The sequence below is a fragment of the Pseudonocardia sp. genome (assembly GCF_025965585.1).
In the GTDB taxonomy this organism is placed as follows: Bacteria; Actinomycetota; Actinomycetes; order Mycobacteriales; family Pseudonocardiaceae; genus Pseudonocardia.
Map to the genome: position 1 here is coordinate 1 of NZ_JAOPWR010000516.1, position 23040 is coordinate 23040.

Consider the following 23040-nt stretch of genomic DNA (forward strand, 5'->3'; position numbering starts at 1 on the left):
GGCGACGGCGGCGTGCGCACCCGCGACCGAGGCCAGCACCGCGCCGGCGTCGGCCCGGAAGCGGCAGCCCAGCCGCCGCACCGCCCATCCCGAGCCGGCGAGGACGACGGCGAACACGACGCCCGTCGGGAGCAGCGGGAGGACGCTGAGCGGCTGCCCCTGCAGCACGAGCGGGATCTGGTGGGCGGCCAGCCACAGCGGGATGGCGGCGGCGAAGGCGCCGTCGAGCGACATGCCGCCGCCCGCGGTCAGCACGGCGAGCGCGGCCGCCGGCACGAGCAGCGCGTAGCTGACGAGCACGGTGCCCATCGCGACCGCCAGCAGGATCCGCAGCCGGTCCAGACCCTCAACGGAGCCCGGGATGGCGGTGCCCGGCGCGGCCGGATCGTCGGCGGGGTGGCCTTCGAGGGTGCGGGTCACCCCGTCAGCGTCGCAGCGCCGGGCGCCGGTGCCGGGCAGGCACGCCGAGCGGGATCAGCTCGATGCCACCCGCGCGGGTGAAACGGCGTCAGTTCTTCGCGTTCTCGTCCGGGGGTATGAAGCGGGTGGCGGCGGTACCGCCGCCGTCGGCGGGACCGTGCTCGTGGCGGCCCTCCCCGTTCGCCACCTGCGGCAAGGGGGCTGCTGGGGAGGAGGGCCTGGCTGCGGGCACGGGCGACGACGACGGTCTCCCCGCCGACTGGCCCGCCACCTGCTGACCCGACGCCGGGGTGGCGTCGCCCGGCCGGACGGCGGTGGTGGAGTCGGCGGACGCCGGTGCGTTGGCCTGCGTCGGGGCCGGAGCGGCTGGCGTGGCCACCGTGGCGTCGGACGACGATCCGCCTCCGCCGTACCAGGGGGTGGCCGTGGTGGCACCCGCATCGGCGGATGGGACCCAGGCCGGCTGGCCCTGCGGCCCGCCCGACTGGCCCTGCGGGTGTGCCGACTGACCGTGGCCGGGCTGGCCCCACGCGGGCTGACCGTGCTCACCCGGCTGGCCGTAGCCGGGTTGGGGGGCGCCGTACTGCTGGCCCCACGACGGCTGGCCGTAGCCGCCGGGCTGGCCGTACCCGGGCTGCTGCCCGAAGCCGGGCTGGCCGTACCCCTGCTGACCGTAGCCCTGGGGGTAGCCGGGGTACTGCTGCTGGTCCGGACCGGAGCGCTTGGGGCGCGGGGCCGGGGCGGTGACGAGGCCCGTGTCGAGGAGCACGGCGCCGCCCGCCGCGACGGCCTCCAGGAACGCGAGCACGAGCGCGATGACCACGGTGGTGGACGCGCCGCCGCCTGCGACGGCCTGCAGGAGCAGGAGCATGCCCACCGTGACCGCGACGGCACCGGGCAGCAGTACCCGGCCCACCTTCGGCAGGGCCGCCGCCGCGGCGGTGAGCAACCCGCCGCCCAGCAGGAGCGGCCCGACGACCGTGGTGGCGAGGCCGAACTCGGCGAAGAAGCCGATCAGGTAGACGACGACACCGAGGCCGCCTGCGGCCAGCGCCAGCAGGCGGGCGGGCCCCGGCGGCAGCTGAACGTCGGCCGGGACGGCCGACGATCCGGTGGTGGCGTCGCTCGACGCCTCGGGCGGCTGCTGGGCACCGGGGTGGGGTGTGCCGGGGTACTGCGTCATGTCAGAGAACTCCCTCCGTGCGGACTCCCGCGGTCCGTCGTACGGGTGCGACCGACGCTAGCCCATGCACCTGAGACCTCCCTGTGGCCCGCTGGAGAAGCCCCTGAACGACGGGCAGGCCGCCTCCTCCGCGCGAGGCGGTGGAGGCGGCCTGCCCCGGACGACGACCGACGGCTAGAGCGCCGCGATGATCTCCCGCATGAGGGCGGCGGTCTCGCTGGGCGTCTTGCCCACCTTGACGCCGGCGGCCTCGAGGGCCTCCTTCTTCGCCTGCGCGGTGCCCGCCGAGCCGGAGACGATGGCGCCGGCGTGGCCCATCGTCTTCCCCTCGGGGGCGGTGAAGCCCGCGACGTAGCCCACGACCGGCTTGGTCACGTTCTCCTTGATGTACGCCGCCGCGCGCTCCTCCGCGTCGCCGCCGATCTCGCCGATCATCACGATCGCGGCGGTCTCGGGGTCGGCCTCGAAGGCCTCGAGCGCGTCGATGTGCGTGGTGCCGATGACCGGGTCGCCGCCGATGCCGATGGCGGTGGAGAAGCCGATCTCGCGCAGCTCGTACATCATCTGGTAGGTCAGCGTGCCCGACTTGGAGACGAGCCCGATCCTGCCGGCCCCCGCGATGTCGGCCGGGATGATGCCGGCGTTCGACTTGCCGGGGCTGATGATGCCGGGGCAGTTCGGGCCGATGATCCGCGTCTTGTTGCCCTTGGCCACGGCGTGCGCCCAGAAGTAGGCGGAGTCGTGGACCGGGACACCTTCGGTGATGATCACCAGCAGCGGGATCTCCGCGTCGATGGCCTCGATCACGGCGTCCTTGGTGAACTTCGGGGGCACGAAGGCGACGCTGACGTCGGCGCCGGTCTCCTTCATGGCCTCCTCGACGGTGCCGAACACCGGGAGGGACTTGCCGCCGATCTCGACGGTCGTGCCGGCCTTGCGCGCGTTCACGCCACCGACGATGTTGGTGCCCGCCGCGAGCATCTTGGTGGAGTGCTTGGTGCCCTCACCACCGGTGATGCCCTGGACGATGACCTTGCTGTTCTCGTTGAGGAAGATCGACATCGGTATCAGGCCCCCGCCGCTGTGCTGTTGTTCGCGGCTCCCGCCGCGGCGAGCTCGGCGGCCTTGTCGGCCGCGTTGTCCATCGTGTCCACCTGCGTGACGAGCGGGTGGTTCGCCTCGTCGAGGATCTTGCGCCCCTCGAGGACGTTGTTGCCGTCGAGCCGGACGACGAGCGGCTTGGTGGCGCCGTCACCCAGGATCTTCAGGGCCTCGACGATGCCGGTGGCCACCGCGTCACACGCCGTGATGCCGCCGAAGACGTTGACGAACACCGCCTTGACGTCCGGGTCGCCGAGGATGACGTCGAGCCCGTCGGCCATGACCTGCGCCGACGCGCCGCCGCCGATGTCGAGGAAGTTGGCGGGCTTGACGCCGCCGTGCTTCTCCCCGGCGTAGGCGACCACGTCGAGGGTGCTCATCACGAGGCCTGCGCCGTTGCCGATGATGCCGACCTGGCCGTCGTCGAGCTTGACGTAGTTGAGGCCCTTGGCCTTGGCCTTCGCCTCGAGCGGGTTCTCGGTGCGCTCGTCGACCAGCGCGGCGTGGCCGGGGTGCCGGAAGTCGGCGTTGTCGTCGAGGGTGACCTTGCCGTCGAGCGCGATGACCTTGTCCTGCGGGTCGCGCACCAGCGGGTTGACCTCGACGAGCGTGGCGTCCTCCGCGACGAAGGTCTCCCACAGCTTGACGACGACGTCGGCGGCCTGGTCGATCACGGCGGCCGGGAACTTGGCCTGCGTGACGATCTCGGTGGCCTTCGCCTTGTCGACGCCCACGATCGCGTCGATCGGGATGCGCGCCAGCGCGTCCGGGCGCTCGACGGCGAGCTGCTCGATCTCCATGCCGCCCTCGGCCGAGGCCATGGCGAGGAACGTCCGGTTGGACCGGTCGAGCAGGAAGGAGAAGTAGTACTCCTCCGCGATGTCGCTGGCCGTGGTGACCAGGACGCGGTGCACCGTGTGGCCCTTGATGTCCATCCCGAGGATGGCAGCGGCCTTCTCCTGCGTCTCCTCCGGCGTCTCCGCCAGCTTGACGCCGCCGGCCTTGCCGCGGCCGCCCACCTTCACCTGCGCCTTGACGACCACGGCCGTGCCGAGCTCGGCAGCCGCCACCTTGGCGTCCTCGGCCGTCTCGACGGTCTTGCCCGGAAGTACCGGGACTCCATGCGCGGCGAAGAGATCCTTCGCCTGGTACTCGTAGAGGTCCATGGCTCTCCCGCTTCTCTGCGTGTCACAGTGATGTGCCTGCGGGTCGGCCTCGCCAGAGGGAGGGGCCCGCGGATCCGCTGCCGCAAACGACCCTAGCGACGCCCGTCGCACGTGCCCTGACCTGGGCCGGTGACCGCTGTCACCCTCCGCCTCACCCAGCGGCCCGACGACGTGTTTCTGGTCGAGACGACAACGGGGGCGGGATCGCTTACCGTGGGACCATGGCGTTGGTCCATGGAGGACTCGACCGCCTGGCCATGGCGGGCGACGTGGTGCGCAGCACCATGTCGGCCCTCACCTCGTCCGCGCTCCGCTCGCTCGGGGAGATCGGCCAGGCCGCGCGCTACGTGGCCCGCACGTGCGGGCGTCCGGCCGGGGTCAGGGGCCTCGCCGTCGAGTGGGCCTGGCTCGCCGCCCACCTCGCCGCCTACCCCGCGGGCCTGGTGGCCGAGAAGCTCGCCGAGTCGGGCGATGGGTACCGCACCGACAACCTGCGTCCGCGGCGCCGCAGCCTCGTGGTCACCGACGTCGAGGCCGCGGGCACCCCGATCCTCCTGGTGCACGGGATCATGGACAACCGCTCGGTGTTCGCCGTCTTCCGCCGGACACTGCGCCGCCGCGGCTTCGGGGTGGTGCACGCGGTCAACTACAGCCTGTTCACCGGCGACGTCCGTGACGCGGCCCACCAGCTGCGCAGCCACGTGGAGCGGCTGCGCGGGCAGACCGGCGCCGACAAGGTGCACATCGTCGGCCACTCCCTCGGCGGGATGATCGCCCGCTACTACGTGCAGCGCATGGGCGGCTCGGCGGTCGTCGACACGCTGGTGACGCTGGGCAGCCCGCACAGCGGCACGCTCGCGGCGTACCTGCTGCCCACCCCGCTGGCCCGCCAGCTGCGCCCCGGCTCGGAGCTGATCGAGGAGCTCACGGAGCCCGCGCCGGACTGCAGCACCCGGTTCCTCGTGGTGTGGAGCCGGATGGACCAGATGATCGTGCCGCAGCGCAACGCCCGGCTCACCCATCCCGACCTCGACGTCGAGCAGTTCGAGATGCATGACGTCGGTCACCTTTCCCTCCCGCTCGACCCCCGGTCGGTGCACTGGGTGGCCACGGCCCTGGCCCGTTCGGACCGTGGGTGTCACCCGTTCCGCCGCGGTCAGGCCCGAAGCGTCGCGTCGATCACCACCTTCCGTGATCAGTCCTCGCCGGCGTCCTGATCGCCGAGGAACCGATCCCGACACGCCGCAACCCGATTTGCCCCCCACGCGTGACCCCCGCTACGGTCCCTGAACCCGGGTCACGGACCGGTCACGACGGCAACAGGGACGCCCCCGAACGTCCCCGCGGAACTCCCCGACCGCGCCGGAGTGCACCCGACACGGGCACCACCGACACCTCGTCGAGAAGGGCAGGTCTTGGTGCGCCACCGCTCCCCCAGCGGCGCCCAGGAGGACGAACCCGATCGCACGACACGTCTGACCGTCGTCGCGAACCCGGGAGCGCATCGTCTCCCGCCGCCACCCGCGGCGTCCGTCCACGGACGCGCGACGGTTGCCGCCGTCGCCGCGGGTGCCGTCGTCGCGGCCGGACAGACGATGGTCTCGTTCGTGATGCCCGACGACACGCCCGTCATGGCGAGCGCGATCCTGCCGGTGGCCCAGACCACCAGTTCGCCGCCGTCGGCTGGGGGCTCCGGCTTCGCCGTCAACGCGATCGGCGGCGACCAGCTCCCGGGCAACGCCCTCGCGATCGGCGCGCTCGACCCCCAGTCCGAGGTCGACGTGCAGAACCTCGCCAAGGCCGCTGACATCGGCCAGCAGCTCGCCAAGCAGGCCTCGCTCATCTCCGCGGCGGAGGCGGACGGCGCCACCGACGCGCACATCTTCGACGACGAGGTGTTCGTGCGCCCCGCCGTCGGCACCTTCACCTCCGGCTTCGGCGGTCGCTGGGGCGTCGTGCACTACGGCATCGACATCGCCAACGCGATCGGCACGCCGATCTACGCCGTGACCGACGGCGTGGTGGAGGACGCGGGCCCCGCGTCCGGTTTCGGGCTCTGGGTGGTGCTGCGCCACCCCGACGGCAGCCACAGCGTGTACGGCCACGTGAACCGCATGTTCGTCACGGTCGGCGAGAAGGTGACGGCCGGCGAGAAGATCGCCGAGATCGGCAACCGCGGGGAGTCCACCGGCCCGCACCTGCACTTCGAGATCTGGACGCCCGACGGCACGAAGATCAACCCGCTGCCGTGGCTCGCCGAGCACGGCATCGACATCGGCTGAGCGAACCCGGCGGGCGCCACGCCGGATCGCGGCACGATCGTTCAGGACCGCGCCCGCCGTCCGGCCCCACGCGCGCGGAGCTGCGCGCGCCGGGCTAGAGCTTCTGCATCGGCACGCCGCCGATGAGCATCAACCGCACCGTGCCCGAGCTGCCGAAGTCGATGGTGACGGTGGCGCGCACGCCCGCACCGTCGGAGGCGACCACCGTGCCGAGGCCGTACTTGTCGTGGTTGACGCGGTCGCCCACGTCCAGGCTCAGGGTGGGCGCCATCGACGCCTTCGGCACGTTCCAGGTGCCGCGGTCGGTGGCGTGCACGTTCCCGGCCGCCCGCTTGCCGAACCCGAACCTCCCGACGGGGGCGGAACGTTCGGGCTCCGAGCGCCGCCAGTCGACCAGCTCGTCCGGGATCTCGCCGAGGAACCGCGACGCCGGGTTGGCGTTGGGCTGCCCGAACGACGACCGGATCATGGCGCGGGAGATGTAGAGCCGCTCCCGGGCCCGGGTGATGCCCACGTAGGCGAGCCGTCGCTCCTCGGCCAGCTCGGCGGGGTCGCCCATGGCCCGCATGTGCGGGAACACGCCGTCCTCCCAACCGGTGACGAACACGACCGGGAACTCCAGGCCCTTCGCGGTGTGCAGGGTCATCAGCGTGACCATGCCCTCCTCGTTGTCGGGGATGGAGTCGGCGTCGGCCACGAGCGCCACACGCTCCAGGAACGCGGCGAGCGAGCCCGGCTCCGGGACACCCGGCTCGGGCTCGGGGACCTCCACGTCGATACCGGCCTCGGCCAGCGCCAGATCGGCCACCGCGGCGTCGCCCGCGAACTCCCGCGCCACCGTGACGAGCTCGGCGAGGTTCTCCCGCCGGGAACCGTCCTGGGGGTCCTCACTGGCCTCCAGCTCGGCGGTGTACCCGGTGCGTGCGTAGATCGCCTCGAGGATCTCAGCGGTCTCCTCGCCGCGCTCCACCAGCTCGTTCAGGTCGTCGAGGATGCGGACGAACGCGGCGATGCAGCGCTGCGAGCGCGTGGCCAGCGCCGGGATGCGCTCGGGCTGCTCCGCGGCGACGCGCAGCGCGGCGGTGAACGAGATGCGCTCGCGGTCGGCGTAGGACGCCACGAGCTCCTCGGCTCGCTCGCCGATGCCCCGCTTGGGCACGTTGAGGATGCGGCGCAGGCTCACGGTGTCCTCGGGGTTGGACAGCACCCGCAGGTACGCGAGCGCGTCGCGGACCTCCTTGCGCTCGTAGAACCGCACCCCGCCCACGACCTTGTACGGCAGCCCGACGCGCAGGAACACGTCCTCGAACACGCGCGACTGCGAGTTGGTGCGGTAGAAGACGGCCACGTCGGAGTTGCGGACCTCGCCCGAGTCGACCAGGCGGTCGATCTCCTGCGCCACGAACGCGGCCTCGTCGTGCTCGTTGTCGGCGACGTAGCCGACCACCTTCTCTCCGTCGCCCTGCTCGGACCACAGGCGCTTGTCGCGGCGGTCCGGGTTGCGCGCGATGACGGCATTGGCCGCCGAGAGGATGCGCTGCGTGGAGCGGTAGTTCTGCTCCAGCAGGATGGTGCGCGCGTCGGGGAAGTCCTTCTCGAACTCGATGATGTTGCGGATGTTGGCGCCCCGGAAGGCGTAGATCGACTGGTCGGAGTCGCCGACCACGCACAGCTCTGCCGGCTGGGCGCCGGGCACCGCGGGCGCCACCAGCTCGCGGACCAGGACGTACTGCGCGTGGTTGGTGTCCTGGTACTCGTCGACCATGACGTGCCGGAACCGGCGCCGGTAGTACTCGGCCACGGCGGGCAGCCGCTGCAGCAGCGACACCGTCTCCATGATCAGGTCGTCGAAGTCGAACGCGTTGGCCGTGTGCAGCCGGGCCTGGTAGACGCGGTAGACCTCGGCGACCTTGCGCTCGTACTCGTTGGTGGCCCGCTCGGCGGCGTCCTCCGGGCCGAGGAGCTCGTTCTTGAGGTTCGAGATCTGCGCGGCGACGGCGCGGGGCGCGAACTTCTTGGGATCGAGCTCCAGGTCGCGCGAGACCAGCCCGATGAGCCGGCGCGTGTCATCGGCGTCGTAGACGGAGAACGCGCTGCGCACACCCAGGTGCTGGGCCTCGCGCCGCAGGATACGCACGCACATGGAGTGGAACGTGGAGACCCACATCGCGTTGGCCCGGCGCCCGACCAGCGCGTCGACCCGCTCCTTCATCTCGGCCGCGGCCTTGTTGGTGAAGGTGATGGACATGACCTCGCCGGGGTGCACACCCCGTTCGGCGAGCAGCCACGCGATGCGGTGCGTGAGCACGCGGGTCTTGCCCGACCCGGCCCCCGCGACGATCAGCAGCGGCGACCCGGCGTGCACCACCGCCTCCCGCTGGCGCGGGTTGAGCCCCTCCAGCAACGCCGCACCGTGCGAGGTGCCGGGCTGGACGGGCGTCTGGGCAGGTAGTTCGAACAGCGCGCTCAACGTATGACCTCGCTGCGCTCGGTCGACGCTTCGCGCAGACGCTGTGACATGGATTCACTCGCAGGCTCGTTCATCGGTGTTCGAAGGGTACCGAGAGCCGCCGACAGTGTGCTGTCGCGCCACCGGTTGCTGTGGCAGACTGTCGCCGTGCTTCTGATCAGCTGCCGCCATCTCGTAGGGACAGAGTTTTACGGGTACCGGACCTCGGTGCCCGTGGCCAGCTGCTGACCAGCCCCAACGACGCCCCGGAGTCCTGACGGATCCGGGGCGTTTTCGCGTCACGGGGCGGGGGACCCACACATGAGGAGGAGACCGTGACCGTGACGACCGGCGAGGACGCCAGCAGGGACTCCAGCAGGGACTCCACGGGAGTCGACGACCTGCCGACCGAGAACGAGATCCAGGCCCTCCGTGCGGAGATCAACGAGCTCGACGCCGAGATCCTGCGGCTCGTCAAGCGGCGCAGCGAGGTGTCGCAGCGCGTCGGCCGCGCGCGGATGGCCGCGGGCGGCCCGCGCATCGTCTACAACCGCGAGATGACGGTGCTGAAGAAGTTCGCGGAGCTGGGCGCCGACGGCCACGAGCTCGGGATGATCCTGCTGCGCCTGGGCCGCGGCCACCTCGGACGGCACTGAGCCACGGATCCGCCGGCGCGGATCCCGACGCACGGGCGGCGCGAGTGGCACAGTGGAGGCATGGGCACAGTGTTCGGGATCGTCGCGGCGGTGGTGGCCCTCGTCGGCCTGCTCGCCGCGCTGGGGCACGTCGGTTACCTCGCCATGCTGAACAACGCCGCCCGCAAGCGGGGCTTGTCCGGCACCGCCACCTCCGACTACGTGTCGGGGCGGTGGAAGGTGGCGGGCGGCACCGCGCTCGTCGCGCTGATCGGGCTGCTCCTCACCAACGCGAACAGCGTGCCGGTGGACGTCGTCGGCCTGCTGCTCGGCGGTGGCGCCGGTATCGCCGCCAAGCAGGCCCTCGACTCCACGCGCGAGCAGTTCCGCGGCATCTCCTGACCCCTGCGGGCCACCGTAGGCTTTCTGGGTGCCCACACCACCGATCGACGTCAAGCGCGTGCTCGTCGTCACCGCCCACCCCGACGACGTCGACTTCGGCGCCTCTGCCACCGTCGCGGCCTGGACGCGTGCCGGCATCGACGTCTCGTACTGCATCTGCACCTCCGGCGACGCCGGCGGCTTCGACGACACCCCCCGTGACCAGATGGCCCCGCTGCGGGAGGCCGAGCAGAAGGCCGCCGCGGTCGAGGTCGGGGTCCACGACGTCACCTTCCTGCGCTACCCGGACGGGAAGCTGACGCCGAGCATCGAGCTGCGCCGCGACATCAGCCGCGAGATCCGCCGGGTGCAGCCGCAGCGCGTGCTGACGCAGTCGCCGGAGATCTGGTGGAAGCGCCTCGGCGCGTCCCACCCCGACCACCGGGCGGCGGGCGAGGCGGCGCTCGCCGCCGTCTACCCGGACGCCCGCAACCCCTTCGCGCATCCCGAACTGCTCGCGGACGAGGGACTCGAGGCCTGGACCGTCCGGGAGCTGTGGATCATGGGTGCGCCCGAGGAGCGGGTCGACCACCCCGTCGACGTCACCGCCACGATCGAGTGCAAGATCGCCGCGCTGGGCGCCCACGGGTCGCAGACCGCGCACATGGAGGGGCTCGAGGAGCGCATCCGCGGGACGGCCGCCGACGTCGCCCGCCGCTTCGGACTGCCGGACGGAACGCTGGCCGAGGCCTTCCAGGTTGTCACCGTCGGCTGACCGGCCGGATGAACGGTCGGTCACGGCCGACGAGTGGATATAGTCCATACGGGTGAAGGACGACGAGCGGGCGAGTAACACTTGGTCCGTTACTCGCCGTTCGGGTAGACATCTCACAGCCTGTTCACTCCAAGGGAGGACACCCGTCGTGGCCCAGTTCGCTGCCCCAGCTGGTCCGCGCTCATCCACGTCAGGCGTCCTCACCGTCGCCGAACTGCTCAAGCGCAACGCGCCGGCGCCGGGCAGGATCCTCGGCTCGGAGACCGCTCCGCCGCTGTCCGTCGGCAGCCTGCTCCGCCGCGAGGGCCGTGCCCCCCACGCACTCGACCGGCCGGTGCTGCCCCGCACGTCGCGGGTCGAGGAGTCCGGTGAGTTCGTCGACGACCGGCCCACCGAGACCATCGCGAAGCGCGTGGTCGTCCGCCGCGGGGCAATCGCCGCGGGCACCCTCCTCGCCGCGGGCTCCGTCTTCGGCGCGGCCGTCGTCACCGACACATCGCTCCACCAGCAGGACGCCGCCGCGGGGACCCACCCCGGCCAGGGCATCCTCGACGGCACCGGCACCGCCGGGCCGACGATCCCCGGGGTGGCCCTGAGCCCCACCGCGGGCACCGGCGGCCTCGACGCCGCCACCGGGGCGCCCGTCTCCTGGATCCCCGTCGCGTTCCCGAGCGCGCTGGCCGGCAGCACCGACGGCACCACTGCGGCGAAGGCCCCGTCCACATCCGGTGGCGCCACGGGCGCCCGGAAGCCGGCCTCCGGCTCCACGCCCTCGAGCGGCACCGGTGCCGGCAGCAGCTCGGGGTCGAACGGCGGCAAGTCCGCCGCCGGCGGCTCCTCCGGCGGCGACTCCGCGAACACGAGCCTCGGCAGCACGGTCAGCGGTGCCACCGCCGCCGTCGGCGAGACGGCGTCGGGGCTCGGCAACAGCGTCCCGGGGCCCGTCGGCGGGGTCGTGACGGGCGTCGGCGACACGGTCACCGGCGCGGGCAAGGCGCTCGGGAACACCGTGGACAACGCCACGGCCCCGGTCACCGCCCCGCTGCAGAAGGCGACGGCTCCCGTCACCGGCACCCTCCAGAAGGCCACCGCGCCCGTCTCGTCCGCGGTCAACGGGCTCCTCGGCGGCCTGCTCTAGACCAGCCGCCGGTCCGACGCCCACCGCGAGAGCTCGTAGCGGTTGGACAGCTGGGTCTTGCGCAGCACGCTCGACACGTGCGTCTCCACGGTCTTCACCGAGATGAACAGCTCCCCCGCGATCTCCTTGTACGCGTAGCCGCGCGCCAGCAACCGCAGCACGTCGCGCTCGCGGCGGGTGAGCAGGTCGAGCTCCGGGTCGCCGGGCGGGTCCGCGCCCGGCCGGTCGGAGAACACGTCGAGCACGAACCCCGCGAGCCGCGGGGAGAACACCGGGTCGCCGGACCGTACGCGCCGCACGGCGTCGGCCAGCTCGCGCCCGGAGATCGTCTTCGTGACGTAGCCGCGCGCCCCCGCCCGGATCACCGCGATGACGTCCTCGGCCGCGTCCGAGACGCTCAGCGCCAGGAACACCACGTCGGGCAGCTCGGGGCGGATGCGGCGCAGCACCTCGGCGCCGCCGCCGTCGGGCATGTGGACGTCGAGCAGCACCACGTCCGGCCGGGTGTGCCGGATGGCGGCCACCGCCTCGTCGACGGAGCCTGCCTCGCCGACGACCGTGACGTCCGGGACGCCGCGGTCGAGCTCGGCGCGCACCCCGGAGCGGAACAGGCCGTGGTCGTCGACGAGGAACACGCGGATGGGAGCGGCGCCGGCTGCGGCGTCCGGGGCGGTCTCGGGCTCGGTCACGGGGAGGCCTCCTGGTCGCGGTCCGCGGGGGCGGGCTGGTCGGCGCTGGTGTGGTCGGTGCGGGTGTCGCCGGGAGTGGGCTGGTCGGGCGTGAGGTCCTCGACGGGCATCCGCAGCTGGACCTCGGTGCCCTCCCCCGCCGTGCTGCGCAGGCGCACGGTGCCGCCGTGCCGGGCCATCCTGCCGTGCACGGAGTCGGCGAGGCCGTGCCGGTCGTCGGGGATGTCGTCGGGGTCGAAGCCGACGCCACGGTCGCGCACGAACACGTGCACCTCCCCGGGCTCCACCTCGACGTAGACGCTCGCCTCGGACACCTTCGCGTGCTTGGCCGCGTTGACCATCGCCTCGCGCGCGGCGAGGACCAGGGCGCGCAGCCCGTCGTCGAGGGAGTGGTCGCCGACCACCACGGGCCGGATGTCGATCGCATAGGTGTCCTCGACCTCCGCGGCGGCGGTGGTGATCGCCGCGGCCAGGCCGGCGTCGAGCCCGGGATCCGCCGCCCCGGACCGCCCGTAGCCTGCGGGGCCGTAGAGCCAGTGCCGCAGCTCGCGCTCCTGACCACGGGCCAGCCGCAGCACCTCGCGCGGCTGGTCGGACTGGCGCTGGATGAGCGCGAGGGTCTGCAGCACCGAGTCGTGCAGGTGGGCGGCGATCTCAGCGCGCTCGGCCTCGACGATGCGTTCGCGGCGCTCCTCACCGAGGTCACGCACGAGCTTGACCCACCACGGCACGGTGATGACGGCGACGCCGACGAGCGTGGCCAGCACCGCGAGCAGTGCGAACTGCACCTGCCCGAGCTGGAGGTTGCCGATCAGGAACACCCCGATGCCCGCGGTCACGAACACGGCACCCGCCGTCACCCGCAGGAGCGCGCTGCGCCCACCGCCCGACAGCCCGGTGATCCCGGAGCGGGCGCCCTCCGTCCAGCGCCGGCGCTGCGACTCGTCGGCCTCCCGCCACACCACCGCCGCGCCGACGGCGGCCACGCCGAGCGGCCCGACTATCCAGCCGGCCACCGAGTCGCCGAACGTCGACGCCGCGATGCCCGCGCCGATACCCAGCGCCACCAGCCCGTAGGCCTGCTGGCGCTCGCGACGTCCGGGCAGGCGGGCGGTGTCGCTCCGGTCCTGCCGCACGAAGATCCACAGCAGCCCATAGGCCATCGCGCCCGCACCGCTGATCGCGGTGAGCACGACGAACCCGGCCCGCACCCACAGGACGTCGACGCCCAGGTGGTCGGCCACGCCCCCGGCCACGCCCGCGACGAACCGCCCGCTGCGCCGCCGGACCAGCGGCGGGGTGACCGCCGGGCCCGGGGCGGTGGTGGGTGCGGGGCTGTTCACGTCGTCCATGGTCACACGAGTGGGAAGCCCGGGCATCGGGGGAATCTCCGGGGTGTCTCGGGGCAATCCCTCATACCCCGGGTGGCCGCGGACCGGCAGTCTCGTCGTCATGAACACGACCGACGTGCACGGCACGCTCCGTGAGATGTGGGAGACGCGGCCCGCACGGCCGCGCGACGACCGCCAGGTGGCGGGGGTGGCCTCGGCGATCGCCCGCCGCTACGACATCGATCCGACGCTCGTGCGCATCGGGTTCGTGGTGGCGGCGTTCACCGGCATCGGCGCCGCGCTCTACATCGCGGGGTGGATCGCCCTGCCCGAGGCGCCGGAGGACCCGGCTTCCCCGGGCCGCCGGTCCCCGCGCGGGATCATGGTGATCGCGCTGGCCGCGGCCGCCGCCGCGACGCTCGGCACCCTGTTCACCAGCCGCGGGGGCTTCGTCCTGCCGACGCTGGCCGCGCTGGCGCTGCTGTTCCTGCTGCACCGCAGCCGCGGCCGCCGGGTGGCGGGGACGTCGGCGTACGGGCCGCAGGCCGCGGCCTCCGCGGACGCCCCGACGGTGGCCACCCCGAGCACGACGGCCGGCCCGTCGCTCGTCAAGGAGCCGGCCGAGCCGACCCCGCCGGCCTGGGACCCGCTGGGCGCCGCCCCGTTCGCCTGGGACCTGCCCGAGCCGAGCCCGGTGCCCGCACCCGCCCCGCCGCGGCCACGCCGGCTGCCCGTCACGTCGGTGACGCTGGGGATCGCCCTGCTCACCGGGGCCGCGACGGCCGTCGTGCTGCTGTTGCTGGGCGCCCTGTCAGCGGAGACCGTGCCGCTGCTGTTCGGCGCCGTGTCGGCCGTCATCGGCGCGGGGCTGCTGGTGGGCGCATTCGTCCGCAGCGGGCGCGGCCTGATCCCGATCGCGCTGCTGCTGAGCGCGCTGACGTGGGGCGCCGTCGCGGCGCCGATCCACCGCTGGGAGGGCAACCGCTTCGGCGGCCTGCACGCCGCCCCCACCACTCTCGCCGAGCTGCAGCCGAGCTACCAGCGCGCGGCGGGAGACATCACGCTCGACCTGCGCGGCCTCCCGCTGACCGGCACCGACACCACGTCGGTGAGCACCACGGTGTCGCTCGGCGCCGGTGACGTGACGGTGGACGTGCCGGCGAACGCGGACGTGACGCTGAAGGGGTCGTCCGGCTTCGGCGACGTCCAGTTCGGCGACCGGAAGGTCTCGGGGCCCGGATCGCGACTCGACGTGACCGACGACCTGGGCGCCGACGGCGTCCGGTCCGGCAGGACGATCGTCCTCGACCTGTCGACGGGCGCCGGAGACGTGGAGGTGCACCGTGGCTGATCGCGATCACACGAACGAGGTGACCCGCAGGCGCGGCCCCGACGTGGTGATGCTGCTGGTGGGGCTCCTGGCCCTGGGGATGGCGGTGTCGGCGTTCGTCGGGCAGGTGCCGAGCCTTGCCGGCTTCGACCCCCGTTGGCTGCTCGCGGGGGGCGCGGCGGTGATCGGGCTGCTCCTGCTGGTGGGGAGCCTCAAGGGGCGACGCACCGACTAGATCGGCGGGGTCCGGCGCTGGGGAGCGGACCGGGCCGCCGCAGCGCCGCGCACGGGGAGGTGCGGCGCACCAGGACGGGAGCGGTACCGGGCGGGGGCCCGGTGCCGCTCCCGTTCGTCGTCAGGGGGTACGGACGGGGCCCAGGCCTGCGGTCTGCAGGATCGCGGGGACGCCCTGCTCGTAGCCGACGGCCATGACGTGCACCCCGGCGACGCCGGGCACCTCGCGCAGCGCCGCCACCGTCTCGGCGCAGGCGGCCATCCCCTCGGCCGCGACGCGGTCGGCGGGCACGCCGCGCAGCCGTCGCTCGAACGCCTCCGGGATCACCACCCCGGGGATCGCGGCCATGAACTCCAGCGCCCGCAGCGACCGGATCGGCCCGACGCCGGCGAGTATCCCGCACCGCTCGGTGAGCCCGCGGTCGCGCACCTGCTCCATCCAGCGGGCGAACTGCTCGACGTCGAACACGAACTGGGTCTGCACGAACTCCGCGCCGCCGTCGATCTTCTGCTGCAGCCGGTCGGGCACGCCCGCACCGGTGTCGACCGCACCGAGCAGGAACCGCGGAGGCGGGCTGATCTCACGGCCGGACAGCAGCCGGGCCTCGTCGCGCAGCTCCCGGGCGGCGGCCATGAGCGTCTCGGAGCCCAGGTCGAAGACGGGCGTGGCGTCCTTGTGGTCGCCGCGCTCGGGGCGGTCACCGGTCATCAGCACGAGGTTGGGGATGCCCAGCGCGCCCGCCGAGAGCAGGTCGGACTGCAGCGCGATCCGGTTGCGGTCGCGGCAGGTCATCTGCATGATCGGCTCGAGCCCCTCGGCCAGCGCGACGACGCTGCCCGCGAAGCTCGACACCCGCACCTGCGCGCCCTGGTTGTCGGTGACGTTGGCGGCGTCCACCCAGTCGCGCAGCAGCGCCGCGGACTCGCGGATCGCGCCGACGTCGGCGCCGCGCGGCGGCCCGATCTCGGCGGTGACGGCGAACCGCCCGGTGCGGAGCGCGTCGGCGAGCCGCCCCGGGAGGTCGGCCGGGATCAAGACGGGGTTGCCCACCCGCCCATCCAACCGTGAGCCGGCACGAAACGGCACCCGAGTCCGCGCAACCCGCCGTGCGAGTCGACACAAGGTGGTGCGCGAGTCGCTACGGAGCGGTGGCCGCTACTCCCACTCGATCGTGCCCGGCGGCTTGCTCGTGACGTCGAGGACCACGCGGTTGACCTCGGCCACCTCGTTGGTGATGCGCGTGGAGATGCGCTCCAGCACCTCGTAGGGCAGGCGGGTCCAGTCGGCCGTCATGGCGTCCTCGGAGCTGACCGGGCGCAGGACGATGGGGTGGCCGTAGGTGCGGCCGTCGCCCTGCACGCCGACGCTGCGGACGTCGGCCAGCAGCACGACGGGGCACTGCCAGACGGTGTTGTCCAGCCCGGCCGCCGTGAGCTCTTCGCGGGCGATCGCGTCGGCCGCGCGCAGCGTCTCGAGCCGGTCGAAGGTGACCTCGCCGATGATCCGGATGCCCAGGCCCGGGCCCGGGAACGGCTGGCGCCCGACGATGGTCTCGGGCAGCCCGAGCTCGGCGCCGACGCGGCGGACCTCGTCCTTGAAGAGCGCGCGCAACGGCTCGACCAGCGTGAACTCGATGTCGTCGGGCAGCCCGCCGACGTTGTGATGGCTCTTGATCGTGGCGGTGCCCGATCCTCCGCCGGACTCGACGACGTCGGGGTACAACGTCCCCTGGACGAGGAACCCCACGTGCTCCTCCGCCGCGACCTCGGAGGTGGCGGCCTCGAACACCCGGATGAACTCGCGGCCGATGATCTTGCGCTTCTGCTCGGGGTCGGTGACCCCCGCCAGCGCCTTCAGGAACCGGTCGGCCACGTCGACGGTGTGCAGCTTCGCGCCGGTGGCGGCCACGAAGTCGCGCTCCACCTGCTCACGCTCACCGCTCCGCAGCAGGCCGTGGTCGACGAACACGCAGGTCAACCGGTCGCCGAGGGCGCGCTGGACGAGCGCGGCGGCCACTGCGGAGTCGACGCCGCCCGAGAGCCCGCAGATCGCGCGACCCTCGCCCACCTGGGCGCGGACGGCAGCGATGGTGTCGTCGATGATCGAGGAGGTGTTCCAGCCCGTGCCGATCTCGGCGACGTCGTGCAGGAACCGGCGCAGCACCTCCTGGCCGTGCGGCGAGTGGCCCACCTCGGGGTGGTACTGCACGCCGGCCAGACGCCGGTCGGTGTCCTCGAACGCCGCGACGGGCGCCCGCTCGGACGACGCGGTGACGGTGAAGCCCGGAGGTGCGGTCACGACCGAGTCGCCGTGGCTCATCCACACCGGGTGTCTGGCGGGCAGGCCGTCGTGCAGTGTGCCCGGGTGGTCGGTGACCGTCAGCTCGGTGCGGCCGTACTCGCGCGTGCCGTCGGGCGCGACCTCGCCGCCGAGCGCGCGGGCCATCGCCTGGAACCCGTAGCAGAGCCCGAGCACCGGGATGCCGGCCTCGAACAGGGCGGGATCGACGCTGGGAGCGCCGTCGGCGTACACGCTGGCCGGCCCGCCGGAGAGGATGACGGCGACGGGCTTGCGCGCCACGATCTCCTCCACCGGCGTGTTGCCGGGCACGATCTCGGAATACACCTGCGCCTCACGCACGCGACGGGCGATGAGCTGGGCGTACTGGGCGCCGTAATCGACGACGAGGACGGTGGGCGGCTGCACGCTTCCAGCGTAGTCGGCGGCCTGCTGAGCCCGGGGTCACATTGCCGGAGGACGCCGCTGCGGATGGGCGCGGGCACCGTCTCGAAGGACGAGCGCGTCGTCTCTTCCGGGAACGAGCTGTTCGCGCTGCTCACCGACCGCACCCGGCCCGGCACGCTCGCCTACGCGGTGCACCGCCTCACCGGCGCAGCCCAGGCCGTCCGCGAGCAGCTCTCTCCGACACCTGGTTCCTCCTGAGCCGGCTGGAGATGGTGCTCGGGGAGCTGGGCCGCCCCGAGAGGCCGCCGACATCTCCAGGGCGCTCTCACGGGTCCTTGAGGGGCTGCTGGCCCTGGCCGGGCCGGCCGCCGAGAGCCTCGTCCGCGACGCCGGATGGTGCCTGCTCGACGCCGGTCGTCGCGTGGAGCGCGCCCAGCACGTCGCCGCCCTGCTCGCCGCCACGCTGTGCGAGCCCCGGAGCCCGCCGCGGCCCCGACGGCACCCGCACCGAGCTGCGCGCGCTGCTGACCGGGCTGAACCACGACCTGCTGTGGTTCGCCGAGGTGCTCGAACACACCTGTGACCCTCGCTGCCGCCGGAACCGGCCTGATCAGCGAGCTGGGCCATGTCGATCTCGACCAGCGCGACCTCAGCCGCGGACGGTGAGTCCGACGCGCTGGAACTCCTTCAGGTCCGAGTAGCCCGTCTTCGCCATCGCGCGGCGCAGGGCCCCGAAGAGGTTGACCGTGCCGTAGGGGCTGGTGGCCGGGCCGAACAGCACCTGCTCCAAATCGCGGTCGCCGGGGGCGAAGCCCGTGACCTCCGAGCGCGGGAGGCTGGGGTGGGCCACCGAGGACGTCCAGTACAGGCCCTGCCCCGGTGCCTCCGTCGCCTCCGTGAGCTGCTCGCCCAGCATCACCGCGTCGGCGCCGCAGGCGATCGCCTTGGCCAGGTCGCCGGAGGCGCCCATGCCGCCGTCGGCGATGACGTGGACGTAGCGGCCGCCGGTCTCGTCGAGGTAGTCACGGCGGGCCGCAGCCGCGTCGACGACGGCGGTGGCCATCGGGACGCCGATGCCCAGCACGTCGTCGGTGGTGGTGGCCGACGACTCCCCGTACCCGACGATGACGCCGGCCGCGCCGGTGCGCATGAGGTGCATGGCGGTGCGGTAGTCACCAACGCCGCCCGCGACGACGGGCACGTCGAGCGAGGCGATGAAGTCCTTCAGGTTGAGCGGCTCCCCGCCGGAGACGTGCTCGGCGGAGATGATCGTGCCCTGCACGACGAGGATCTCCACGCCGCCAGCGAGCAGGTCGGGGGTGAGCTCACGGGCCCGCTGGGGGCTGACGCGTGCCGCGACGGTGACGCCCGCCTCCCGGACGGTGCGCAGCGCCTCCTTCAGCAGCGCCGCGTCGATCGGCGCGGCGTGCAGCTCCTGCAGGAGCCGGACGGCGGCGGTCGGGTCGTCGGACGCGGCGGCCTCGATCACCTGGGCCAGCGCCCCGTCGGCGTCGGCGTGGCGGGACCACAAGCCCTCGGCGTTGAGCACCGCCAAGCCGCCGAGCTGCCCGATCCGCACCGCGCTGGCCGGCGACACGACCGCGTCGGTCGGGTGGGTGACCAGCGGGATCTCGAAGCGGTAGGCGTCGAGCTGCCAGGCGGTGGAGACCTCCTTGGAGCTCCGCGTCCGCCGCGACGGCACGATCTCGACCTGGTTCAGGTCGTAGCTGCGACGGGCCTCCCGGCCCATCCCGATCTCCACGAGGTCACGCACGAGGAACCAGCGTAGAGCGCAGGTCAGCGGGCGGCGTAGTTGGGCGCCTCGACCGTCATCGTGATGTCGTGCGGGTGGCTCTCCTTGAGCCCCGCCGCGGTGATGCGGACGAGCTGCGCCTGCTGCAGCTGCTCGATGGTCTGCGCCCCCGCGTAGCCCATCCCGGAGCGCAGGCCGCCGATGAGCTGGTGCACCACCTGCGACAACGGCCCGCGGAACGGGATGCGCCCCTCGATACCCTCGGGCACGAGCTTGTCCTCGCTGAGCACGTCGTCCTGTGCGTAGCGGTCCTTGGAGTACGACTTGGCGTCGCCGCGCGACTGCATCGCGCCCAGCGAGCCCATCCCCCGGTAGACCTTGTACTGCTTGCCGCCCACGAAGATCACGTCGCCCGGCGACTCCGCGGTGCCCGCGAGCAGGCTGCCCAGCATGACGGTGGACGCGCCGGCCGCGATGGCCTTGGAGATGTCGCCCGAGTACTGGATGCCACCGTCGCCGATGACGGGCACGCCCGCCGCCGCACAGGCCTGCGCGGCCTCGTAGATCGCGGTGATCTGAGGGGCGCCGACGCCGGCGACGACGCGCGTGGTGCAGATCGAGCCCGGCCCGACGCCGACCTTGACCGCGTCGGCCCCGGCCTCGACGAGTGCCGCCGCGCCCGCACGGGTGGCGACGTTGCCGCCGACGACGTCGACGTGGTGGCCCACCTCGGCCCGCAGCTTCGCGACGGTCTCCAGGACGCGCCGCGAGTGGCCGTGGGCGGTGTCGACCATGAGGACGTCGGCACCGGCCTCGACGAGCTGCATGGCCCGCGCGTAGCCCTCCTCGCCCACGCCGACCGCGGCGGCGACGACGAGCCGCCCGTCCGGGTCCTTGGTGGCGAGCGGGTACTTCTCGGTCTTGTTGAAGTCCTTGATCGTGATGAGGCCGCGGAGGATGCCGTCGCCGTCGATGATCGGCAGCTTCTCCAGCTTGTGGCGGCGCAGCAGGCCCAGCGCGGCCTCAGCCGAGACGCCGACGCGCGCGGTGATCAGCGGCGCGTGGGTCATCACCTCGAGCACGGGGCGCGTGTGGTCCATCTCGAACCGCATGTCGCGGTTGGTGATGATGCCGACGAGCTTGCCCGCGCCGTCGGTGACGGGGACACCGGAGATGCGGAACTTGGCGCACAGCGCGTCGACGTCGGCGAGGGTGTCCTCCGGCGAGCACGTGACCGGATCGGTGACCATGCCCGCCTCGGAGCGCTTGACCACCTCGACCTGGGCGGCCTGCTCTTCGGGCGACAGGTTGCGGTGCAGCGTGCCGAGGCCGCCCGCGCGCGCCATCGCGATGGCCATCCGCGCCTCGGTGACGGTGTCCATCGGCGAGGCCACCAGCGGCACCTTCAACCGCACCCGCCGCGTGACCCGCGTCCCCGTGTCGACGGCGCTGGGCACCACATCGGACTCGGCCGGCAACAGCAGTACGTCGTCGAACGTCAGGCCCAGCATCGCGAACTTCGCCGGCAGTCCTGCGGTCTCGCTCGTCATTCTTTGCGTCCCATCGTCTGACCGCGTGGACCCCCTGTCGGACCATCGTATCCGCGGGCCGGAGCGGTGGCGCGCGGGTCGCGATGTGTCCGGAGTCATCGCCCGTCCGGCCGCCGGTGGGAGCAGGTATCGTTGACAGCGTGTCGTCAGATGCCCTGCCACCGGACCCGTTCGCCGGAGATCCGCACGACCCCGCGCTGTCCCTGGACCCCCAGGAGGCGGAGGAGCAGGACGAGCTGAGCGAGGACGAGCGCGAGGAGGTCGTCGCCGACCTCGCCGACCTGGCGGTCTACCAGGCCCTGTTGGAGGCCCGCGGAGTGCGCGGCATTGTCGTCGACTGCGGCGACTGCGGCGAGCAGCACTTCCACGAGTGGAGCCTGCTGCGCGCCAGCCTGCAGCAGCTGCTCGACGAGGGGCAGATGCGCCCGCACGAGCCTGCCTTCGATCCTGATCCCACGAGCTATGTCACCTGGGAGTACTGCCGCGGCTACGCCGACGCGGTGCTGTCCGACTCCTGATCCACCCGGAACTGATCCACCCGGAACGACGAACGGCCCCCGGTGGTCCTGCGCGAGCAGGAACCGGGGGCCGTCGTCGTTGTTCTCAGCTGGTGACCCGGGTCGGCGTGGTGCTGCCGTCGCCCGCCGCCGTGGTGCTGCTGGCGGGAGAACCCTCCGCCCCGTTCATGCCCTGGGGCGTGGTGGTGGAGGGGCCGCCCTCGACCGTGGCGGTGGTGGGGGCGGGGGTGGGCTTCCGGTCCTTCCTGCCCTCGTTCGTGGCCGTTGGACTGGGGGACACGGTGGGCGCCACGCCGCCACCCGGGTTGGCCGTGCCACTGGGACCGCCGCTGGACGGCTCCGTACCCGGTGTGTCCGTGGACGTCGTTCCCGTGCTGGACGGGCCGGGATTCGGCGACTCCGACATCCCCGCCCCCCGCGGCACCTTCCGCTTGCGGTCCGACTTGAGCGGCGTACCGGGGTCAGTGGGCTGACCGGGCGGGGTCTCGTCGGCCTTGGCGACCAGGAAGCTCTGGACGTCGGCCAGATCCGCCTTCCCCTCCTGCGGTCGGACGGACGCGAGATCGGCCTGGGCCTGCTGCAACTCCTGCGCCGCGACGACGGGCTGCCCTTCGGCGAGCGCCTGCTTGGCGGAGCTGATGCGGGTCTCCGCGCGGGCGGCGGCCTCGACGGACTGCGCGCGCTGGCTGTAGAGGACCTTCGACACGGCCCACAGCGCGTCACCCGGCTGGGAGCTGGCGGAGCCGATGGAGACCCCGCCGATCGCGAGCACGACGAACGCGGCCGCCGCGGCGACGGGGGCCAGGTGGCGGCGCGTGCGACGGGCGGTGGACGGCCGGCCCGACTCGATCGCGGCCATGGCCATGTCGATGTCGACGAGCTCGGGGATCGGCTCGGCGTCGACCTCGGCCTTCCACGCCGCCAGTATCGCGACCACGTGGTCGTCGGCGTCGTAGCCGTGCACGCCGGGGGCGGACACGGCCATGCCGGCGCGCAGGGCGTTGACCAGCTCGTCGTCGGCCTGCACCGCGACGAGGTCGATCGGCTCCTCGTACTCCTGGAGCGGGATCGGGGTGGTGCTCAGGCCATCGGGGTGCACACCGTTGGTGCCGTTGATCCTGTGGCGGCCACCGCCGAAGGGGATCCCCGAGCCGTTACCGCGTCTGTCGTCACGCACTCAGACCACCTCCTCTTCGGGCATCGACTTGCGCAACCGGGCCAGCGCGCGGTGCTGGGCCACCCGGACGGCACCGGGGGTGGAACCGACCGCCTCGGCCGTCTCCTCGGCGGAAAGGCCGACCACCACGCGTAGCACCAGGATCTCTCGTTGCTTCTCGGGGAGCGTTTCGAGCAGGGCAGACATCTCGCCGGACAGTTCGACGCGCAGGGCACGTTGCTCGGGACCGTCACCGGACTCCA

23 protein-coding genes and 1 pseudogene are annotated in these 23040 nt (G+C 73.0%); 11 read left to right on the forward strand and 13 right to left on the reverse strand.

The genetic code is table 11. From position 1 onward, the window contains the following. The 4 genes and pseudogenes from JWR81_RS31645 to sucC all read right to left on the reverse strand — a co-directional run. A pseudogene (locus tag JWR81_RS31645) lies at nt 1–420 on the reverse strand (hypothetical protein); the annotation flags it as partial. A gap of 88 nt (nt 421–508) precedes the next feature. Next, entirely contained in the window at nt 509–1603 is a 1095-nt protein-coding gene (locus tag JWR81_RS31650; RefSeq protein WP_297661248.1) for a DUF5336 domain-containing protein, read from the reverse strand. Between the two features lie 174 nt (nt 1604–1777). Further along, the gene (gene sucD / locus JWR81_RS31655) at nt 1778–2665 is read right to left on the reverse strand and encodes a succinate--CoA ligase subunit alpha (RefSeq protein ID WP_297661250.1); all 888 of its coding nucleotides are present in this window, start codon (nt 2663–2665) and stop codon (nt 1778–1780) included. Nucleotides 2666–2670: 5 nt separating this feature from the next. Beyond that, entirely contained in the window at nt 2671–3870 is a 1200-nt protein-coding gene (sucC, locus tag JWR81_RS31660) for an ADP-forming succinate--CoA ligase subunit beta (RefSeq protein ID WP_297661252.1), read from the reverse strand. A gap of 221 nt (nt 3871–4091) precedes the next feature. On the opposite strand from sucC, the gene JWR81_RS31665 reads away from it, so the two are divergent. Next, nucleotides 4092–5087: an alpha/beta fold hydrolase gene (locus tag JWR81_RS31665; RefSeq protein ID WP_297661254.1), complete on the forward strand. Its 996-nt coding sequence runs from the start codon at nt 4092–4094 to the stop codon at nt 5085–5087. 378 nt (nt 5088–5465) lie between these two features. Then, the gene (locus JWR81_RS31670) at nt 5466–6152 is read left to right on the forward strand and encodes a M23 family metallopeptidase (RefSeq protein ID WP_297661256.1); all 687 of its coding nucleotides are present in this window, start codon (nt 5466–5468) and stop codon (nt 6150–6152) included. A 94-nt stretch (nt 6153–6246) separates the two neighbouring features. Here JWR81_RS31670 and pcrA read toward each other — a convergent pair whose 3' ends face one another. Beyond that, complete coding sequence (pcrA, locus tag JWR81_RS31675) at nt 6247–8622, reverse strand: DNA helicase PcrA (protein ID WP_297661258.1); 2376 nt, start codon at nt 8620–8622, stop codon at nt 6247–6249. Between the two features lie 320 nt (nt 8623–8942). On the opposite strand from pcrA, the gene JWR81_RS31680 reads away from it, so the two are divergent. The 4 genes from JWR81_RS31680 to JWR81_RS31695 all read left to right on the forward strand — a co-directional run bounded on the left by JWR81_RS31680 (nt 8943) and on the right by JWR81_RS31695 (nt 11530). Continuing rightward, nucleotides 8943–9257: a chorismate mutase gene (locus tag JWR81_RS31680; protein WP_297661289.1), complete on the forward strand. Its 315-nt coding sequence runs from the start codon at nt 8943–8945 to the stop codon at nt 9255–9257. A gap of 60 nt (nt 9258–9317) precedes the next feature. Continuing rightward, entirely contained in the window at nt 9318–9638 is a 321-nt protein-coding gene (locus JWR81_RS31685) for a hypothetical protein (protein WP_297661260.1), read from the forward strand. A 28-nt stretch (nt 9639–9666) separates the two neighbouring features. Next, nucleotides 9667–10392: a PIG-L deacetylase family protein gene (locus JWR81_RS31690; RefSeq protein WP_297661262.1), complete on the forward strand. Its 726-nt coding sequence runs from the start codon at nt 9667–9669 to the stop codon at nt 10390–10392. A gap of 148 nt (nt 10393–10540) precedes the next feature. Next, nucleotides 10541–11530, forward strand: a complete 990-nt coding sequence (locus JWR81_RS31695) for a hypothetical protein (protein ID WP_297661264.1) — start codon at nt 10541–10543, stop codon at nt 11528–11530. Here the strand turns inward: JWR81_RS31695 and JWR81_RS31700 are convergent. Continuing rightward, on the reverse strand, nt 11527–12219 hold the full coding sequence (locus JWR81_RS31700; RefSeq protein ID WP_297661266.1) for a response regulator transcription factor: 693 nt from the start codon (nt 12217–12219) through the stop codon (nt 11527–11529). The two genes, JWR81_RS31695 and JWR81_RS31700, sit on opposite strands and share 4 nt — an antisense overlap. Continuing rightward, nucleotides 12216–13562, reverse strand: coding sequence for an ATP-binding protein (locus JWR81_RS31705; protein WP_297661268.1), 1347 nt, complete (start codon nt 13560–13562; stop codon nt 12216–12218). Before JWR81_RS31705 ends, JWR81_RS31700 begins: the two co-directional genes overlap by 4 nt. 109 nt (nt 13563–13671) lie before the next feature. Between JWR81_RS31705 and JWR81_RS31710 the strand changes: the two genes are divergently transcribed. Together JWR81_RS31710 and JWR81_RS31715 are read left to right on the forward strand one after the other, a co-directional pair. Continuing rightward, nucleotides 13672–14901, forward strand: a complete 1230-nt coding sequence (locus JWR81_RS31710; protein ID WP_297661270.1) for a PspC domain-containing protein — start codon at nt 13672–13674, stop codon at nt 14899–14901. After that, nucleotides 14894–15115 (forward strand): hypothetical protein, encoded by a 222-nt coding sequence (locus tag JWR81_RS31715; RefSeq protein ID WP_297661272.1) that lies wholly within the window; start codon nt 14894–14896, stop codon nt 15113–15115. Before JWR81_RS31710 ends, JWR81_RS31715 begins: the two co-directional genes overlap by 8 nt. A gap of 120 nt (nt 15116–15235) precedes the next feature. Here the strand turns inward: JWR81_RS31715 and JWR81_RS31720 are convergent, their stop codons facing one another. Both JWR81_RS31720 and guaA read right to left on the reverse strand, forming a co-directional pair. Beyond that, entirely contained in the window at nt 15236–16165 is a 930-nt protein-coding gene (locus JWR81_RS31720; protein ID WP_297661274.1) for a methylenetetrahydrofolate reductase, read from the reverse strand. 105 nt (nt 16166–16270) lie between these two features. Further along, on the reverse strand, nt 16271–17821 hold the full coding sequence (gene guaA, locus JWR81_RS31725; RefSeq protein WP_297661276.1) for a glutamine-hydrolyzing GMP synthase: 1551 nt from the start codon (nt 17819–17821) through the stop codon (nt 16271–16273). 63 nt (nt 17822–17884) lie between these two features. On the opposite strand from guaA, the gene JWR81_RS31730 reads away from it, so the two are divergent. Further along, on the forward strand, nt 17885–18058 hold the full coding sequence (locus JWR81_RS31730) for a hypothetical protein (protein ID WP_297661278.1): 174 nt from the start codon (nt 17885–17887) through the stop codon (nt 18056–18058). A gap of 94 nt (nt 18059–18152) precedes the next feature. Next, complete coding sequence (locus tag JWR81_RS34615; RefSeq protein ID WP_367278891.1) at nt 18153–18383, forward strand: alpha-E domain-containing protein; 231 nt, start codon at nt 18153–18155, stop codon at nt 18381–18383. 66 nt (nt 18384–18449) lie between these two features. Here the strand turns inward: JWR81_RS34615 and JWR81_RS31740 are convergent, their stop codons facing one another. Both JWR81_RS31740 and guaB read right to left on the reverse strand, forming a co-directional pair. Then, nucleotides 18450–19574, reverse strand: a complete 1125-nt coding sequence (locus JWR81_RS31740) for a GuaB3 family IMP dehydrogenase-related protein (RefSeq protein ID WP_297661281.1) — start codon at nt 19572–19574, stop codon at nt 18450–18452. A 23-nt stretch (nt 19575–19597) separates the two neighbouring features. Continuing rightward, nucleotides 19598–21103, reverse strand: coding sequence for an IMP dehydrogenase (guaB, locus tag JWR81_RS31745; protein ID WP_297661283.1), 1506 nt, complete (start codon nt 21101–21103; stop codon nt 19598–19600). Nucleotides 21104–21243: 140 nt separating this feature from the next. Here guaB and JWR81_RS31750 point away from each other — a divergent pair, with 140 nt between their 5' ends. Next, nucleotides 21244–21621 (forward strand): DUF5319 domain-containing protein, encoded by a 378-nt coding sequence (locus tag JWR81_RS31750; RefSeq protein ID WP_297661285.1) that lies wholly within the window; start codon nt 21244–21246, stop codon nt 21619–21621. Nucleotides 21622–21706: 85 nt separating this feature from the next. Here the strand turns inward: JWR81_RS31750 and JWR81_RS31755 are convergent, their stop codons facing one another. Both JWR81_RS31755 and JWR81_RS31760 read right to left on the reverse strand, forming a co-directional pair. Further along, nucleotides 21707–22798, reverse strand: a complete 1092-nt coding sequence (locus JWR81_RS31755) for a hypothetical protein (RefSeq protein WP_297661287.1) — start codon at nt 22796–22798, stop codon at nt 21707–21709. Continuing rightward, nucleotides 22799–23040: sigma-70 family RNA polymerase sigma factor (locus JWR81_RS31760; RefSeq protein ID WP_297661288.1), on the reverse strand; the 242-nt coding region annotated here is incomplete at its 5' end.

Bases quoted from the DNA above. Each gene is read 5' to 3' on its own strand.
- JWR81_RS31685 (WP_297661260.1), top strand. From the start codon at position 9,318: ATGGGCACAGTGTTCGGGATCGTCGCGGCGGTGGTGGCCCTCGTCGGC.
- JWR81_RS31665 (WP_297661254.1), top strand. From the start codon at position 4,092: ATGGCGTTGGTCCATGGAGGACTCGACCGCCTGGCCATGGCGGGCGAC.
- JWR81_RS31710 (WP_297661270.1), top strand. From the start codon at position 13,672: ATGAACACGACCGACGTGCACGGCACGCTCCGTGAGATGTGGGAGACG.
- JWR81_RS31670 (WP_297661256.1), top strand. From the start codon at position 5,466: ATGGTCTCGTTCGTGATGCCCGACGACACGCCCGTCATGGCGAGCGCG.
- sucD (WP_297661250.1), bottom strand. From the start codon at position 2,665: ATGTCGATCTTCCTCAACGAGAACAGCAAGGTCATCGTCCAGGGCATC.
- JWR81_RS31650 (WP_297661248.1), bottom strand. From the start codon at position 1,603: ATGACGCAGTACCCCGGCACACCCCACCCCGGTGCCCAGCAGCCGCCC.
- JWR81_RS31730 (WP_297661278.1), top strand. From the start codon at position 17,885: ATGGGCGCGGGCACCGTCTCGAAGGACGAGCGCGTCGTCTCTTCCGGG.
- guaB (WP_297661283.1), bottom strand. From the start codon at position 21,103: ATGACGAGCGAGACCGCAGGACTGCCGGCGAAGTTCGCGATGCTGGGC.
- sucC (WP_297661252.1), bottom strand. From the start codon at position 3,870: ATGGACCTCTACGAGTACCAGGCGAAGGATCTCTTCGCCGCGCATGGA.